This window comes from Methylacidiphilum infernorum V4 (assembly GCF_000019665.1).
Taxonomy (GTDB): domain Bacteria; phylum Verrucomicrobiota; class Verrucomicrobiia; order Methylacidiphilales; family Methylacidiphilaceae; genus Methylacidiphilum; species Methylacidiphilum infernorum.
In genome coordinates this window covers 178606-195111 of record NC_010794.1, presented here as the reverse complement: position 1 = coordinate 195111, position 16506 = coordinate 178606, and the positions used below count along the sequence as shown (strand labels likewise).

At 44.2% G+C, this 16506-nt stretch carries 16 protein-coding genes; 10 read left to right on the top strand and 6 right to left on the bottom strand.

The features are described from left to right. Window positions 1-44: 44 nt before the first annotated feature. Window positions 45-848, top strand: coding sequence for a hypothetical protein (locus MINF_RS10845; RefSeq protein WP_012462535.1), 804 nt, complete (start codon window positions 45-47; stop codon window positions 846-848). Window positions 849-1585: 737 nt separating this feature from the next. On the opposite strand, the gene MINF_RS00855 is transcribed toward MINF_RS10845, so the two are convergent. After that, a complete protein-coding gene (locus tag MINF_RS00855; protein ID WP_012462533.1) occupies window positions 1586-1927 on the bottom strand; it encodes a hypothetical protein in 342 nt (113 codons plus the stop codon). A 166-nt stretch (window positions 1928-2093) separates the two neighbouring features. On the opposite strand from MINF_RS00855, the gene MINF_RS00850 reads away from it, so the two are divergent. Beyond that, the gene (locus MINF_RS00850) at window positions 2094-2966 is read left to right on the top strand and encodes a cation diffusion facilitator family transporter (protein WP_012462531.1); all 873 of its coding nucleotides are present in this window, start codon (window positions 2094-2096) and stop codon (window positions 2964-2966) included. Window positions 2967-2977: 11 nt separating this feature from the next. Here the strand turns inward: MINF_RS00850 and trxA are convergent, their stop codons facing one another. From trxA to MINF_RS00830, 4 genes are read right to left on the bottom strand one after another with little or no spacing between them, the layout of a single operon-like run. Next, window positions 2978-3787, bottom strand: coding sequence for a thioredoxin (trxA, locus tag MINF_RS00845; RefSeq protein ID WP_012462530.1), 810 nt, complete (start codon window positions 3785-3787; stop codon window positions 2978-2980). A 6-nt stretch (window positions 3788-3793) separates the two neighbouring features. Beyond that, window positions 3794-4456, bottom strand: coding sequence for an O-methyltransferase (locus tag MINF_RS00840; RefSeq protein ID WP_012462529.1), 663 nt, complete (start codon window positions 4454-4456; stop codon window positions 3794-3796). A gap of 16 nt (window positions 4457-4472) precedes the next feature. Beyond that, complete coding sequence (gene proC / locus MINF_RS00835) at window positions 4473-5345, bottom strand: pyrroline-5-carboxylate reductase (protein ID WP_012462528.1); 873 nt, start codon at window positions 5343-5345, stop codon at window positions 4473-4475. Beyond that, window positions 5303-5830: a shikimate kinase gene (locus tag MINF_RS00830; protein ID WP_012462527.1), complete on the bottom strand. Its 528-nt coding sequence runs from the start codon at window positions 5828-5830 to the stop codon at window positions 5303-5305. Before MINF_RS00830 ends, proC begins: the two co-directional genes overlap by 43 nt. Before the next feature lie 250 nt (window positions 5831-6080). Between MINF_RS00830 and aroC the strand changes: the two genes are divergently transcribed. From aroC to MINF_RS00815, 3 genes are all read left to right on the top strand, one after another. Next, on the top strand, window positions 6081-7181 hold the full coding sequence (aroC, locus tag MINF_RS00825) for a chorismate synthase (RefSeq protein WP_012462526.1): 1101 nt from the start codon (window positions 6081-6083) through the stop codon (window positions 7179-7181). Between the two features lie 73 nt (window positions 7182-7254). Then, on the top strand, window positions 7255-7899 hold the full coding sequence (gene plsY, locus MINF_RS00820) for a glycerol-3-phosphate 1-O-acyltransferase PlsY (protein WP_012462525.1): 645 nt from the start codon (window positions 7255-7257) through the stop codon (window positions 7897-7899). Further along, window positions 7900-8787: an NAD(P)H-dependent glycerol-3-phosphate dehydrogenase gene (locus MINF_RS00815; protein WP_012462524.1), complete on the top strand. Its 888-nt coding sequence runs from the start codon at window positions 7900-7902 to the stop codon at window positions 8785-8787. 3 nt (window positions 8788-8790) lie between these two features. On the opposite strand, the gene glmS is transcribed toward MINF_RS00815, so the two are convergent. Next, entirely contained in the window at window positions 8791-10644 is a 1854-nt protein-coding gene (gene glmS, locus MINF_RS00810) for a glutamine--fructose-6-phosphate transaminase (isomerizing) (protein WP_012462523.1), read from the bottom strand. A 43-nt stretch (window positions 10645-10687) separates the two neighbouring features. On the opposite strand from glmS, the gene MINF_RS00805 reads away from it, so the two are divergent. The 5 genes from MINF_RS00805 (at window position 10688) to der (ending at window position 16461) form a co-directional block, all read left to right on the top strand. Further along, a complete protein-coding gene (locus tag MINF_RS00805) occupies window positions 10688-11995 on the top strand; it encodes a glucose-1-phosphate adenylyltransferase (RefSeq protein ID WP_048810004.1) in 1308 nt (435 codons plus the stop codon). Window positions 11996-12046: 51 nt separating this feature from the next. Further along, window positions 12047-13006 carry an AmmeMemoRadiSam system protein B gene (amrB, locus tag MINF_RS00800; RefSeq protein ID WP_238523569.1) on the top strand — a complete coding sequence of 320 codons (960 nt, stop codon included), beginning with the start codon at window positions 12047-12049 and terminating at the stop codon, window positions 13004-13006. A gap of 117 nt (window positions 13007-13123) precedes the next feature. Further along, entirely contained in the window at window positions 13124-14458 is a 1335-nt protein-coding gene (locus MINF_RS00795; protein ID WP_012462520.1) for a glutamate--tRNA ligase, read from the top strand. Further along, window positions 14455-15066 (top strand): CDP-alcohol phosphatidyltransferase family protein, encoded by a 612-nt coding sequence (locus MINF_RS00790; protein WP_012462519.1) that lies wholly within the window; start codon window positions 14455-14457, stop codon window positions 15064-15066. Before MINF_RS00795 ends, MINF_RS00790 begins: the two co-directional genes overlap by 4 nt. A 12-nt stretch (window positions 15067-15078) precedes the next feature. Further along, a complete protein-coding gene (gene der / locus MINF_RS00785; protein ID WP_048810003.1) occupies window positions 15079-16461 on the top strand; it encodes a ribosome biogenesis GTPase Der in 1383 nt (460 codons plus the stop codon). Window positions 16462-16506: the final 45 nt, after the last annotated feature.

Here is a 16506-nt window from a genome sequence, read left to right as displayed (position 1 = left end):
ATAAAAATGCAATGTCTTGAGGTAGTATCATCCATCTTCTTCAAATGAACGCTCCCATTGGTCGCTGCAGAATTTGTGGTAAAGAAAGGAAATTATCGTTCGAGCATGTTCCCCCAAAATCGGCCTTTAATTGCGATCCGATCTTAAAGATCAAGCTTGAGGAGTTGCTCAGGACTCAATTTGGGAAAATTGGCAAGGATGAAAAAAAGGATGGGTTTGGAGTCTATACCCTTTGCGAGAAATGCAATAATAATACCGGTTCATGGTATGGGAGCCATTACGTCAAATTCGTTAAGCAGGCAATGGAGGTTCTGGATAACACAAAAGGAAAGATCCAGTGGGGGCAAAGAATTCCCGCTTCATTTCGATTCAAGCCCCTTCCTGTTTTCAAGCAGATCATCACTATGTTTTTTAGTCTCAACGATCCCGGCTTTCGGGACCGGCACGACTACCTGGTCAAGTTTGTGCTTGCCAGAAATAAAAGAGGGTTGCCAGACAACATCCGGCTCTTTGCCTCTTACACGGTAGGGCCCTTATACCGGTTATCCGGTGAACAAGGCTGCATAATATACGATACCCGTAAAAGATGTTTTTCAATCCAAAGCGAACTCTGTTATCCCCCGTTTGGTTTTCTTTTGAAAACCGACGGATCGATTCCTGATCCTGAATACCCCATGTTCGAGATTACTCGGTTTGCGGACTATGATTATAATATAGAACTGTCCGATATCTTGCGTTTACCGGTCTATCCGGTTTATACCCCTTATGCAGGAGATTTTTCCTCATGGGAGGAGTTACAAAAAAGAGCATTCCGTAATCTTTTCTCTTATCCCGCAACCTTTTGTTAATTCCAACAGCTAGGATGCTTCCCTTGGCTATCCAAGCCCTATTTCTTGTGGAGCCGGGGAGATCGTTTGAAAATCAGGTCTTGGTTTCACCCACTTGTAGCTTCCTTATTATCTTGGCATCGCCTTGAAAGTTAATCCCGGTTTTTTTCCTGTTTTGTTACTCTTGGTTATTTATTTAATCCCTTCAAAGGACCACTCGATTATTTTTGGCCCTTCCTTTTTTCTTTTGTAGCCCATGAAGGAATCCTCCCTCTTCAGGTCTATTCCTATCCCCTTTGAAAAAAACAAACGTTCCGAGCAAGAAAAAGGGGAAAGTATACCTCTTGCCCTCTAGAAATAGCTCATTTAAATTTCCAAGGCTTGTGGGAAAAACCTAGATTAACAAAGCCTTAAAAAAACAAGGAGAGAAGGGAAGGGCTGCTTTGAAAACACAGGCCACCCAAGCAAACAAGCTCACCTCTAAAAAACCCAAAAGTCTCCTACGACCGTTCCGTCAGACCTGCTCATTCCTGCTCGAAAAGGGAAAAAATGCCTTCTTGCTTCCTCGATGCGGATGCAGCCAAGGCTTGTGCCCCAAGCCAGAGCCTTCCTCTTCGCAGGTGCAACTTCCGGCGGACCTCGCCGTAGGGCCTTTTAGGGCAGCCAATGCGAGGTAAAATATAAAATCAACTAATCAATCAACTGCTCAAACCCTACAAAGAACCCACCGTTTCTAGTTGAAAGGAAACCAAAACCTTTTAAGGAATGATTTCAGCATCTTCGATCAAACGATACCCTTCTGCGCTGACGAGTTTTCCTTTCACCGTCACTTTTTTATCCGCATACTTTGCCGCCTCTTTATTCAAAGGCTTATGTTCCCCAACAAGCATATAAAGCTTTCCATCCTCTCCTTTCAAACCCGGAGGCAGTCCCGCATTAATACAGGTCCGGCCACATTTCATGTGCTTTTCTCCCTGTGCCGCATGATCAATGTAGCAGACAAGATCGACAAGCTCCCCTTTAACAGTAACCTCTTCAGCAGCAAACAGCCAAGAACCTTGCAACGCTGCTAACAATGCCACCGCTAGAAACTTTTTCATTGCCTTACCTCCTTCAGTATTAAAAAGTTATAACTTTTATACCATACTCCTTTTCTTTCTAAAAACAAAATTTCATTAAATTCAACTTTTACTCTTCTTTTCGAAAGAGAAAAATATTTGTAAGATGCTCCAGCTCGATTGAATATTAATGCGTTTTTTATCGTCCATGAGCTCTTCCCAAGAAATCAACCTCAGCCGCTTTATTTTCCTCAGCCTTTTTATCAATTGCCTTTTTGCCCTTGGTAAAATTTCTGTCGGCTTGATCGGTCATTCTTCTGCATTGATCGCCGACGGCATAGAATCGGTTGCCGACATAGGCTCATCCATTCTTGTATGGCTGGGCATAAAAATATCCCAGCTGCCACCCGATCCCGATCATCCGTTTGGCCACGGAAAGGCTGATCCTATCGCCGCTTTGGCTCTATCCACCTTTTTGATTTTTTTGACCGTTTGGGTATCGTTCGAAGCACTAAGAAACCTAGGCCAATCTTCCCCTTTGCCTTCTCTCTATACTCTACCGATTTTGAGTCTCATTATTGTAAGCAAGGAAATCCTTTATCGAATATTTAAAAAGTTGGGCGAAAAAACAGGCAGCCTTGTGTTGCTCGCCGACTCCTGGCATCATCGTTACGATGCCTTTTCTTCTCTGGCCGCGTTTTTTGGAATTCTTATTGCCGTAATTACGGGTTGGAAGCAGGCGGACAGTCTTGCTGCTCTCGCAACGGCGGCTTTAATTTTTTGGAATAGCATCCATCTTTTTCGGCTTTCTTTTTTAGAAATCATGGATACAGCCCCATCCAAAAGTATTGAACTGAAAATAAGAAACTTGGCAGAAGAAGTTCCGGGAGTGGTGAAGATAGAAAAATGCCGCATTCGCAAGAGCGGACAAGGACTGCTTATGGATATCCATGTCGTCGTCTCTGGTTCGATTACGGTTAGAGAAGGACATACTATTGGACACCAGGTCAAAGATAAGCTCTGCTCTTCAAGCTCGCTCAAAATAACCGATGTCGTCGTGCATATCGAACCGGTGGATTGAAAGGGCCAACCCTAGATGTTGACTGCGGTAGAAAAGGCTCGACTATATTTAAGAGAAAGCGGATGGCGGGGACCAAGATAATGGAATAAACTCCTTACGGTTTTCAGTACCAACCCTTCCCCCACGTTCTTGTTTTGATGCAGAAGGCCAATCCCGATGGAGAGTCCTTTTTCAACATCCATTTTTTTAAGAGCTTCCAACCCTTCCATAAATTCCCTTTTTTCCTTGCCATCCGTCCAATCGTCGGTGCTCTTGCCAAGCAATAAAAGGGCCAAAAACTTTATCGCCTCGAAAAGAGTAGGATCTTCTAATCCTGCAGAAGGGGGAAGAACATCCAAAGCCTTTTGGGGATTGGCTAAAAGCAATAATCGTGCACAAATCAAGCTTTCTTGAGGATTTTCAGGCTTCTGCTGGTCTCTTTCAAAAGCAAGGAAAGATTCATGAAAACGGCCTTGCTCAAAGAGATCGATCGCTTCTTTCCACTTTATCTTTTTTTTCTCTTGGCCTAGATTTTTTTCAAGCCAGCTCTGTATAGCTGCTTTAGGCTGCAAACCAATAAAACGATCTTTTTCTTCACCCGCAATAAAAATCCTGACATCGGGTATGCCACTGACCCCATAGGCCATGGCCACTTCACCCCACTCATCCACGTTTAGCTTTGCTAGATCCCATTTTTCTTTTGCTTCCTCGGCCAACTCCTCCAGGATAGGTGAAAGCATTCGACAGGGGCCACACCAAGCAGCCCAAAAATCAACAACAATGGGTTTGGTTTTGCTTCTTTCAATAACTTCTTTTTGAAAATCTTGAACGTCGAAAATCATAATGGTTTATCCTTTCTTCCTAGCGATGACGATCCCGTCAGCCATGGGAATAAGAACAGATTCAATTCTCGGATCATCCTTCAACTTATCATTTAGTCGACTCAAGGCAACCGAATCCTTATCAGAGGGCTCAGGACTAACTACCCTACCCCTCCATAACATATTGTCAAAAATAATCAGTCCATTTTCCTTTATCCGAGGAAGGAGCAGCTCATAGTAGTTCTCGTAATTTTGTTTATCCGCATCGATAAAAGCAAAATTAAAACGGCTCTCTTTACTTAAAGAGCGAATCGTATCCAGCGCCGGTCCAATTCGAACTTCAATTTTATTTTCCAAGCCGGCTTTTCTCCAGAACGGAGCGGCAATAGATATCCAATGGGGATTAATTTCGCAGCAGAGTAGCTTGCCCGATGGAGGCAAAGCCCTGGCTATGGCCATAGCCCCAATACCTGTAAAAGTGCCCACTTCTATCGCCGTTTCCGCTTTAGAAGCGGCAACAATAATCGAAAGGAAGCTTTCTTCTTCCGGAGGTATAGCCATCTCGGCAATATCTCCCAAGGCCATCGTGGCCTTCCTTAATTCTAGCATGATAGGATCAGTTCCATGGCTTCTGTGGCAAACGGCATAATCGTAGATTTCCTTGGTTATAGGAAAAAAGGATAGGCTCATGATGCATTGATTTTTGTTAAAGATGGGATTCTAACTCTTCGGCTTTTTTGTTCGCCGTTTCGATCGCTTCTATTAAAATATCTTCCCAACCCCTCCGAACCAGGAATTGAACAGCCGCCTCGGTAATTCCTCCCGGGGTCTTGACCTCTGAAAGCAGTGTATGAGGGGATTTGTTCATTTCCTTGAGTAATAAAACAGTGCCAAAAGCCATATCTTCAATGAGTTGACTAGCCTGGACTTCAGAAAACCCACAGGCTTTGGCCTTTTCGATAAGAGCTATCAAGAGCATACAAACATAAGCGGGTCCACAACCCGTCAACGCCGTAACCGCCGGCATCAACTCCTCGCTGATCGGCAAAGGGTGTCCCAAGGGCGAAAGGATGAAATGGACAAGATCCATAATCCCCTTGTTTCGTTGAACATCTTCCTTTTCCAAGGCAAAAGGGATGATCCCTTTGCCAATTTGACAAGCAAGGTTGGGCATCGTTCGAACAACCAGGCAGCGGGGTATAATTTGTTTGATTTTCTTTAAAGACAGCCCGGCAACCACCGAAATAATCATTTTATCTTCAGCCAGCGATTTTATTTGCTCCAGGACGGCTTCTGCTTGAAAAGGCTTGACGCATAAGAAAATAAGCTCTGTATTCTTGACCAGCTCGCTATTATCCAAGGTGAGTTGAAGGCTTTCTTTATCAAAACCCTTGACAAATAAATCAAGGCTCCGTTGCGAACGGCCGGCAACCCAAACTCCATTGCTAAGCCACTGCCTTTCCGCATCGAAGGTCAGGCCATGGAGAATGGCCTTTGCCATTTTCCCTGGTCCAATAAAGCCCACGCGTAGACTTTTCAGCGAGGATCTGTCTTTTCCATTGTTTCCCAATAGCTCCATAAAAGTTCTCCAAGTTCTTCGACTGTTCTCCCATCAACCGCAATCTCGATATCGGCTTGCTTATAAAGGACTTCTCTTTCTTTTAACAACTTTTCAAGGATAACTTTTGGCTCCTTCCCTAAAAGCAGGGGTCTATCGGTTTTATTTTTTAACCTCGTCCATAAAAGATCCAAGGAAGCTTGCAGATAAAAAAGCCGTCCATAGCGCTTCAGAAGCCACAAGTTAGAAGGGTTGAGTAGAGTGCCTCCTCCTGTGGCCACGATGCCAGGAGAAGAATAGGCAACCTGCTTAACTATTTCCCTTTCCTGTTCTCTAAAATATTCGACGCCTTTGGAAGCAAAAATTTCGGGAATGGTTGCCCTTTCTTTTCCTTCAATCAACTGGTCCAGATCATAAAAAGGAATCGATTTTGCTTTTGAAAGCCACAAGCCCACAGTTGTTTTCCCTGCTCCCATCATTCCCACAAGAACAATATGCCTAAGCATAGATCAAAAATTTTCTTCTTTTTAATTATAGTTCTCTCCCTCCAAAGAAAAAGAAAAAGCTAAAGAGAAAGCCCATACGTCCTCTTCTGTCTATCTATAAAGAAAAATTCAAAAATGAGCGATCTTGTTTGATTTGGATTTTACCCTTATTTTATTCTTCTAGGTATTTCATCATGAAATGGGAAAAAGCTGGCTTCCGGTAACGAGAAAAGAACGGCTGTCTTTAATTTAAGATAAAACGGCTCATTCTATGCCCAACACTTTCGGACATTTATTTCGTATAACGACCTGGGGAGAGTCCCATGGCAAAGGAGTAGGTGTAGTGATCGATGGTTGCCCTCCAAGGATCCCCCTGAGCGAAGAAGATATCCAGAAAGAGCTCGACCGGAGAAGACCCGGTCAAAGCAAAATTACAACGCAAAGAAAAGAAAGAGACATAGCGGCGATCCTCTCTGGAACCTTTAATGGAATGACTTTAGGTACCCCCATAATGATTTGGGTTAAAAACGAGGATGCCCGTCCTGAAGCCTATGCCGAGATGGAAAAGATTTATAGGCCCTCCCACGCCGATTTTACCTATCAAGCCAAATATGGAATACGCAACTGGCAGGGGGGAGGCAGGTCTTCGGCAAGGGAAACAATTGGTAGGGTTGCAGGAGGGGCGGTTGGAGGGAAAGTCCTACAATTCCTTTATCCTGAAATAGAGGTCATCGCCTGGGTATCCGAAGTGCACGGGCTAAAATCTTTGTGTGATCCTAATACCGTTACCCGGGAAGATGTCGAATCGAATATCCTGAGGTGGCCTAATGCAGAGAATCTTGGAGAAGCTTTGAAAGAAATCGAAAGGGCACAAAAAGAAGGTGATACGGTAGGGGGAATTGTCGAATGTATTGTCCGGGGAATGCCCGTAGGATTAGGCGAACCGGTCTTTGACAAACTCGAAGCGGATCTGGCAAAAGCGATGTTGAGTCTTCCCGCTTCGAAAGGGTTTGAAATTGGATCGGGCTTTCGGGGAGCCCTAATGAGGGGATCGGAACATAACGATCCTTTTTACATGGAAGGAAATAAGGTGAGGACGAAAACAAACTGGAGCGGGGGGGTACAAGGAGGAATAAGTAACGGGGAAAATCTCTATTTTCGCGTAGCCTTTAAACCCGTGGCTACCATTGCCCAAGAACAGCAGACGGTGAGTGTAGATGGGGAAGAAGTGATCTTGCGGGCTAGAGGCAGACACGATCCTTGTGTTCTTCCCCGGGCCGTACCCATAGTCGAAGCCATGACCAAGCTCGTCCTCGTCGATCATGCTTTAAGACAAAAAGCCATAGAGTTAACTCCTCGAAGTTTTTCATGACCCCTTTTGCTGGTTATGAAACCAAGTTTTGATTCACAAGACATTCTTTTAGAGCTTTTATTATCATGAAGTTATGAGTTCTTCTCTTCTGTCTCCTTTTTTACTCTTAGGTGGCATTCTTTTTTCGTTTTTGTTGGGCTCTATCCCTTTTGGATTTTTAATTGGAAAAGCCAAGGGAGTAGACATTAGGCAGCTTGGCAGCAAAAACATCGGAGCAACCAATGTCGGAAGAATACTGGGATGGAAATGGGCTCTTGTTGTTTTTATACTTGATTTTTTCAAGGGGTTTTTACCCGTTTTTATTGTCGTTCACTGGCGTTTCGGTCTAAGCCCCACTTCTTTGGATCTTTTTGCCCTTCTCTGCGGCCTTTTCTCTATTCTCGGTCATAATTTCACCCCTTGGCTCAAAGGCAGGGGAGGAAAGGGCATCGCCACTTCGGCGGGCGTACTTTCCGCTCTCATGCCCAAGGTATTTATTTTTCTGGTTGTGGTTTGGGTAGCCCTCTTTTTTTTAACCCGTATCGTTTCGATAAGTTCTATCTGCGTTGCCCTATTATTTCCCCTGTTTACTTTTTTACTTTATCCTGAAAGTCCTCTCTTTTTCTTCTTCTCTATTGCCGCATCTTGTCTTGCTCTCTGGAGACATCGATCAAACATAAAAAGAATTCTAGCGGGCACCGAACCAAAACTAAAGTTTTCAAAACAAAAAACAAAATAAATGAAGATCGGTATTCTTGGCCAAGGCAGGTGGGGGATAACGATTAAAAAACTGCTTGAAGAAAACAACTACGAAGTCCTTGGTTTTCACCACACGGACACTAGCTGGGGAGCAAAGCTTGACTGCCTATGTGTCGCCCTACCCGTTCAGCATATTCGAGAAACTCTCTTTCGTTTTCCCTCCCCGCGTTGCCCAGTCATCAGTTTGAGTAAAGGACTGGAAATAGGCACGGGGAAAAGAGCCAGTGAAATCATCAAGGATGTTTGGAAGGATGCAATCGTTGGGGCACTTTCCGGCCCTAATTTTTCTGAAGAAATCCTTGCTGGCCTTCCAGCAGCCTCGGTCGTTGCCGCTGAAGAAGTAAACTTGGGAAAATTTTTTCAAAATATTTTTCATTCTAAAAGATTTCGGGTTTATCGTTCAACCGATCTGGTCGGTGTAGAACTAGGAGGAGCGCTCAAAAATATCTATGCTATTGCCGGTGGTCTTTGCTATGGATTGAAGCTGGGAGAAAATGCTCACGCTTCTCTTTTGACTCGATCCTTATCTGAAATGACACGACTGGGGACGGCTGCCGGGGGAAAAACGGAAACGTTTTTCGGCCTCAGCGGGGTAGGAGATCTGTTGCTTACGGCAAGCAGCATGAAAAGCCGAAATTTCAGACTGGGAGCAAGGCTTGCTTCGGGTGTCTCTCTAAATGAAGCAACCGCCATGGAACCAACCGTCATCGAAGGGCTGCCCACGACGATTTCCGTGTACAAAAGTAGGCTCTTTGCCCAACAGAAAAAACCGATCGCCGATGAAATTTATAGAATACTTTATGAGAACAAAAAAATCCATGAATCGGTAGTCGATCTCTTGGAAAGGCGGGTCGGCGAAGAAGACTGAACCTTATTCCACCGTTACGCTTTTAGCCAAGTTTCTTGGTTTATCCACGTCTCTTCCCAGTAAAATAGCCAGGTGGTAAGCAAACAACTGGAGCGGAATGACCGTCAGTATCGGGGACAAGTACTCTGGAGCCTTGGGAATGTACAAGACATCGTCAGCGATCCGGGCAACCTGTTCGTCGTTTTCCGTTGCAATGGCGATGAGAGGACCTCCTCTTGCCTTTATTTCTTCCATGTTACTGATATTTTTGTCATATACCCCATCCCTTGGACAGAGACAAATACTCGGTGTAGTCTTATCGATCAAGGCTATGATGCCATGTTTTAATTCCGCCGATGGATTGCCCTCCGCACAACAATAAGAAATCTCTTTTATCTTCAAAGCTCCTTCCAAGGCAACCCCATATTGGAACTGTCGGCCAAAGAGCAAAAATCTTCGGCATTGAACATATTTTTTGGCTAACTGCTCTACCTGGGAATCCAATTTGAGCACTTCGGTTACCTGATCGGGTAGAGCTTCGATCGCCTCAACGATTTCATGTCCTTCTCTAGCAGAAAGAAATCTCAACCTTCCTAATAACAAAGCAAGCAGAGAAAAAATCAGAACCTGGGAACTAAAAGACTTAGTCGCGGCAACGGCGATTTCCGGTCCGGCATGCATGAAAACTCCCCCTTCTGTTTCCCTGGCTATGGAACTGCCGACGCGATTACAGATACCCAAGACCTTTAGACCTTTCCTCTTTGCTTCTTTGACCGCCGCAAGGGTATCGGCGGTTTCTCCCGACTGGCTCACCGCAAAAACCACGGTATGCCTATCCAGGGGAGAATTTTTGTACCTAAATTCACTGGAAAATTCCACTTCAACAGGAACATGGGCAAGAGATTCAATGAGGTACTCCCCCACTATCCCTGCATGTCTTGCAGACCCACATCCAATGATTTGAATCCTTTCGATTCTCAAAAGTTCCTGGGGACTCATATTAAGGCCGCCAAGCTTGGCTGTGGCTTCTTCATGAATCAAGCGCCCACGAAATGCATTTCTAATCGCCTCAGGCTGGTCATAGATTTCTTTGAGCATGTAATGGGGAAAGCCTTTAAGACTGGCCGTCATTTCCAATTGATCAACATCCCTGATCTCAAACCCATTATTGGATTTATTTAAGGATTGGATGTCAAAAGTCTCGGGGGAGATGGCAACCAGGTCCCCGTCGTTGAGGTAAACAACCCTGTGGGCATAAGGACAAATAGCCGTAACATCACTGCTCAAGAAAAACTCTTCATTGCCAATGCCTAGAACTAAAGGACTGCCACGCCTCGCCCCTAGAAGCAAGTTAGGCACATCGGCATGAATTAATGCTATGCCATAGGTTCCACTGATCTCCTTAAGCGACCGTTTCAGGGCACGAATCAGCCTTTGGCGGGGATCGCTTTCTGCTTCCTCCAGCTCATAATTATAGCCTATAAGATGGGCAAGAACTTCTGTATCCGTTTCTGATTGAAACTTATGTCCGAAATTGAGTAATCTTTGCTTTAAAAGCTGGTAATTTTCAATAACCCCGTTATGGACCAAAGAAAGCCGACGGGATTGATCGAAGTGGGGATGGGCATTTTCATCGCTGGGAATGCCGTGAGTAGCCCAGCGGGTATGACTTATTCCCAACCTACCGTGCAGTTGCTTGGAATTGAGAAGATGAACAAGATCGGCAATTCTCCCCTTTTTTTTGATTACTTCAATTCTTTTTCCATCGGCAATGGCAATGCCGCTGGAATCGTATCCCCGGTACTCCAACCGTTTCAACCCATCAAGCAAGATCGGCTGGGCTTCCTTTTTCCCCAGGTATGCAAAAATTCCACACATATTGCGCTATTTTTAAATAAAATCAAAGTAAATATCAAACATTATGAATAGATCCCATCTTTTTTCGTTTTCCCCAATGGATGTCGTCACCGTTATTCTGGGAGGAGGGGCAGGAACAAGACTTTTCCCCCTGACCAAAGAAAGAGCCAAGCCTGCTGTTCCCCTCGCCGGCAAATACCGTCTTGTGGATATTCCCATAAGCTTGTCCATTAACTCCGGATTAAGAAGAATTTTTATACTAACGCAATTCAACAGTTCTTCCTTGCATCGACATATCCAGCAAACCTATAGATTTGATGATTATTCCCAAGGTTTCGTCGAAATTCTTGCTGCCCAACAAACTCCTAAAGGAGCCTATTGGTATCAAGGAACCGCTGATGCTGTAAGGCAAAATCTTATCCATTTCAGTAGTCATCCCCATGACATGGTCTTAATCTTGGCCGGAGATCAACTGTATAAAATGGATTATCGGGTCATGATCGAACAACATATCGAGACTTGTGCCGATGTAACGGTGGGGATTACGCCGGTGCCTATAGAACAGGCTTCTTCTCTAGGTATCTTAAGGGTCAACGAAGAAAAAAGAATAATCGCTTTTGTTGAAAAACCTAAAGAGAAAGAAGTCCTCAAGGAATTTTCCATTAACGACCCTTTCTTGAGTCTTTATCACCTCCCTAAAGACCGATTTTTTTTCTTTGCCTCGATGGGAATCTACGTTTTTAATCGAAAGACCCTTTCCAATGCTCTCATGGGCTCTGAGCCGGATTTCGGTAAAGACATCATTCCTTCTTTAATCCGTTCTCACCGCGTTTATTCCTACATTTATCCAGGCTACTGGGAAGACATCGGAACAATTTCCGCTTTTTACCAAGCTAATCTCAATCTGTGTGATCTCCATTCCAACTTTGACTTTTACGATAGCCACTTCCCCATCTTTACCCGTCCTCGATATCTACCTCCATCGAAAATTCTTAATGCCGAGATTCAAAATTCCCTTATTGCTGAAGGTTGTATTATCTCTGGGGCAAAAATCGTTCACTCCCTCGTAGGAATAAGAAGCATTGTGCAGCCTCAATCTTGTCTTAAGGATACGGTACTGCTTGGTAACGATTATTATGAAACCGAAAGCCAGGCTCTTGCTGCTGAAGGCCATGGTTTGCCAAGAATAGGAATAGGCAGCCACTCTACAATTGAAAAGACAATCATTGACAAGAACTGCCGAATTGGTAACAACGTAAAAATTTCTCCCGAGGGCAAACCTCAAAATTACGATGGGGAGTTTTATTATATTAGGGATGGCATCGTCATTATCCCCAAGGATGGAGTAGTCCCCCATGGGACGGTTATTTGACGAGACCCTTAAAAACCTTCAATTTCTATTTAACCTGAGCAACTCATCGTGATGAACTTAGAAAACATCGATATGCAAAATCGTGCCATTTATGCCAGCTGTCATGGATTTTCATATCCTTCGGATGCTCTCGCATGCCTAAAGCATTTTCGGTCCTTTTTTGAAGTTCCTGGGGCTTGTTCCTGGCCCAAAGAAAGGTTGACTGCTGGAGAAAAAAAGGAAACCTTGGCCATCTTGGCTCCTCACATCGATTTTCAAGTTAGCCCCAAGGCTTATACTTATGCTTTTTCTCCATGGTTCTCCATGGCCGAAGCTGACTTTTTTATCCTCCTTGGCGTCGGCCATCACAGCCGCATCGAATGGAGCATTGATCCCAGGGATTACATCACCCCCCTAGGAAGAGCCTATAACAAAAGAGACCTTGTCGAGGAGATCAATAGAAAAGTCGACTTTTGCCTGACCGATCCTTTGGCGCATCAAAAAGAACATTCCATAGAATTTCCCATCGTTTTTATGCAAGCTTTACGTTACTGGATGGGCATCCAAAAACCGTTATGTTTTTTGCCCGTTCTGTGTGGAGGATTACATGAACTGATCATTTACGACAACGGGCGGGAAGAGCTCCTCAGGATGAAAAAGCTTGCATCCATCCTTAGAGAAATTCTCTCTTTTTACAAAAAGAAGGTTGGCCTGGTCCTCAGTATCGATGGATGCCACATAGGGCCAAGATTCGGCCATCCTTTCAAAGTAACCGAAGAAATGCTTAAAAACACGGATTTATGGGAAAAAGAACTCTGGAGACATGTCGAAGAACAAAATTTTGAAGGTTTTATAAGCCATCTTCAAAAAGAAAAAAATATCCGTTTTTTCGATGGCGTTGGCGCCATCGCCCTAACGATGGAGATTTTCAAGGACCAGAAAGTTTCATTGAGAAGAACTTATTACGAACAATGGTTTGAAGGCAGGGACAGCTCGGTAGTCACTTTTTCCAGCGGCTACATCGCTTATTAAAGTAAAGTCGAATCGGGAATATCCCTCAAATCGATGGAAAAAAGATAAACTCTCTATCCTAATAACTTGAGTTGAATCATTAACTCATATGAACTTAAATTACTTTCGAGGACTTTCATGAACAAAATGATTCCAAGGGTGCGGTTTGCTCCATCTCCAACAGGTTTTCTTCACGTTGGAGGTGCCCGCACCGCCCTCTTTAACTGGTTATATGCAAGACACTTTAAAGGCACATTCATCTTAAGAATCGAAGATACAGACCAGAGTAGAAATACCCCACAAGCTCTATCCGTTATTTTTGACAATCTTAGCTGGTTGGGCTTGGACTGGGATGAAGGACCTCTGCCCGATGGCAGTTCAAAAGGACAATTTGGCCCCTATTTTCAGAGTCAAAGGAAAGAAATCTACAATGAGTACTGCAACCGGTTAATCGCCAAAGAGCTTGCTTATATCAAAGATGAGGCCGTCTACTTTAGGATGCCTAGGAAAAGGATTATTGTTTCTGACTTAATCTGTGGAGACATCTATTTTGACTGTAGCCTAGAGAAGGATTTTGTGATCCGTAGAAAAGACGGCTCATTTGTTTTTCATCTGGTTAATGTGGTTGACGATCTAGAAATGCAAATCAGCCACGTTATTAGAGGAGAAGATCATCTCTCGAACACCCCCAAACATATCGCCCTTTTTGAAGCCCTAGGGATGAGCCCTCCTCTTTATGCTCATATCCCCCTTATCCTAAATCCCAGTGGTACAAAAATGAGTAAAAGAGACAAGGGTTCTTCTGTCCAAGAATATATCGACGAAGGATTTCTGCCCCAGGCCTTTCGTAATTACCTCTGTTTACTGGGATGGTCTCTAAAAGAAAACAGGGAAATTTTTGGGATCGAGGAGGCGATCGCCAAGTTCGACCTGCCGCAAATCCACCGGAGCAATGCCCGTTTTAACCATCAAAAGCTGCTTTGGATCAATGGAGAATACATGCGTTCTTTGCCGCTGGATGAACTCTATCCCCATGCTTTCTTCTGGCTGAAAAAAGCGGGACTAATCGACCAGAATACCGATTGTTCATTCTTAAAACAGGCGGTGGGAATAGTTAGAGAGAAAGTCAAAACCGGCAAAGAACTCGTCGAGTGGATGAAACCCCTCTTGAGTGATACTCTACAATACGATGAGGCCGTTGTTCAACAATACCTCGATGACAAAGGCAAGGAAATCCTCCGCGAAGCTCTCCCTTACTTGGAAGAGGTCTCTTCTTTCCAGGCAAAAGAGCTTGAAGCAATCATCAAAAATCTCTCCTTAAAAATGGGGAGAAAGACAGCCGATTACATTCACAGGCTAAGGGTAGCCCTCACAGGAAGAACGGTTGGCCCCAGTCTTTACCCGATGTTGGAAGTATTGGGAAAGCAGAAGGTTTTGAATAGATTATATAAGGTAGTTGGTCCAAAAGAATGAAAGCAATGACTCCTGCTAACTGGATCACCTTATTTAGGATCTTTTCTCTTCCTTTGATTCTCGCTTTTCTGGCCCAATACGAAAAGGGCGACGAGATGAATCAACCAGACGAAAAGTTAAGAGTGGGATCCTTCATTTTTTTCCTTCTGGCCGCCTTATCGGATGGCCTGGATGGCTACCTAGCAAGAAACTGCGGTCAAAAAAGCAAGCTTGGCGCTATACTCGATCCTCTTGCAGACAAACTTCTTCTTTTTGTCATGCTCTTTTCCCTGGCAACAATCAATGCCTCTAAAATAGCGAAAATTCCCCTTTGGCTTCCTCTTTTAATCGCTTCTCGAGATCTTCTTCTTCTCCTTGGCCTCCTTTATTTCAAAGCCACCCATAAAGAGATAGAAATTCACCCCCATTGGACAGGAAAAGTCGCTACCTTTGCCAGTTTTACCCTTATCGGGTTTTCTCTTTTGGGAACTTCTTTCCTCAGTGCGATCTCGGTCTACCTGTGTGCCCTGTTTGTTATTGCTTCAACCCTGGTTTATTTTTTCAGAGGCATAAAGTATATTCTTGATCAAGTCGGTCGTTCTGTACCTTCAACGCCTAAAAAAGGGTAATTTGACTGCGGGATGAAAACCATAGCCATAGTGGGAAGACCAAACGTCGGCAAGTCTCTGTTGTTTAACCGACTGTGTGGGAAGGAAATCTCTTTGGTTTATGACCAGCCCGGAGTAACCCGAGATAGAATTGTTTGCTGCATAAAAAAGGAGGGCAAAGAAATCGTCCTCGTCGATACCGGAGGGCTGGTATTTGATTGTCAAACCGATCTAGCAAAATCGCTTTTCGATCAGATCAGCATGGCCGTCGAAGAAGCCCATCACATCCTATTTGTTGTAGACGGTAGAACCGGGCTGCTCCCCTTAGACAAGCAAATAGCAAAATTTTTAAGAGAAAAGCACAAAGCTGTAACTGTCGTCGTCAATAAACTTGATCATCCCGGGATGGAACATTTCTGCGCGGAGTTTGCCAACCTGGGTTTTGAAGAAATCTTTGCCGTTTCCGCCGCCCACAACTTAGGCATCAATCAACTCCTCGAAAAGATTTTTTCCCTGGGAGCCGAAGAGAGAGAAAACCCTATTTTTGCTCCTTCAACCCGGATCGCCGTGATCGGTCAACCGAATGCGGGAAAATCCTCTCTCATCAACAGCCTCATCGGAGAAAGCCGTCTTGTCGTTCACGAAGAACCGGGCACAACCCATGATGCAGTGGAGGTGGGAATCGAGGTTTGCGGCGTTCCATTTACCTTTATTGACACAGCGGGACTAAAGAAAAAAAACAAGCTACAGGAAGGCTTGGAAATTAAGGTTTCGGGTCGAACAGTTCATTCCATTAACCGTTCCCACTTGGTGTGGTTTATTATCGATGGTCAGAAGGGGATCACTCTCCAAGACAAGAAAATCGGAGGCTTAATTCAAAAAGCTTTTAAGCCTTGCATGGTTATCCTTAACAAGATTGACCTCCTAGAAGATCGGTTGAACCTCAAAGAAGGAAATAAAAAAGGGATGTTGTATGTCCAAGAGCAGCTCCCTTTTTTAAGTTATGCTCCGGTAGTCGTTGTCAGTGCAGAAAAAAAATGGAATTTTAAGACCCTTCTTTCTACCCTTCTTCGTGTTGATCAAGAAAGGAAAAAAAGAATACCCACTCACCGGCTTACCCAATTTTTCCAAGAGACCTTGAACCAGTATCCCCCTCCACAAGTCCAGGGAAAAAGGCTTAAAATTTATTATGCCACGCAGATTTACGACAAAGAGGGTTCAGGCGGTTCTCCTTGCCCTACCTTTATCCTTTTTGTCAACAATCCGAACTGTATAAAGGAAACCTATCAAAAATTTCTCGAAAAACAATTTCGGCAAGCTTTTTGTTTCAGGGGTTGTCCTCTCCTCTGGAAATGGAGGAAAGCTGAAGGAAAAGGAGAATCTTCTCTTCATCAAGACGTCATTTTATCCAGGTAGCCCTTAAAAATATCGTTTCAGCGATAGGTCCCCTCTGGCCCGGTT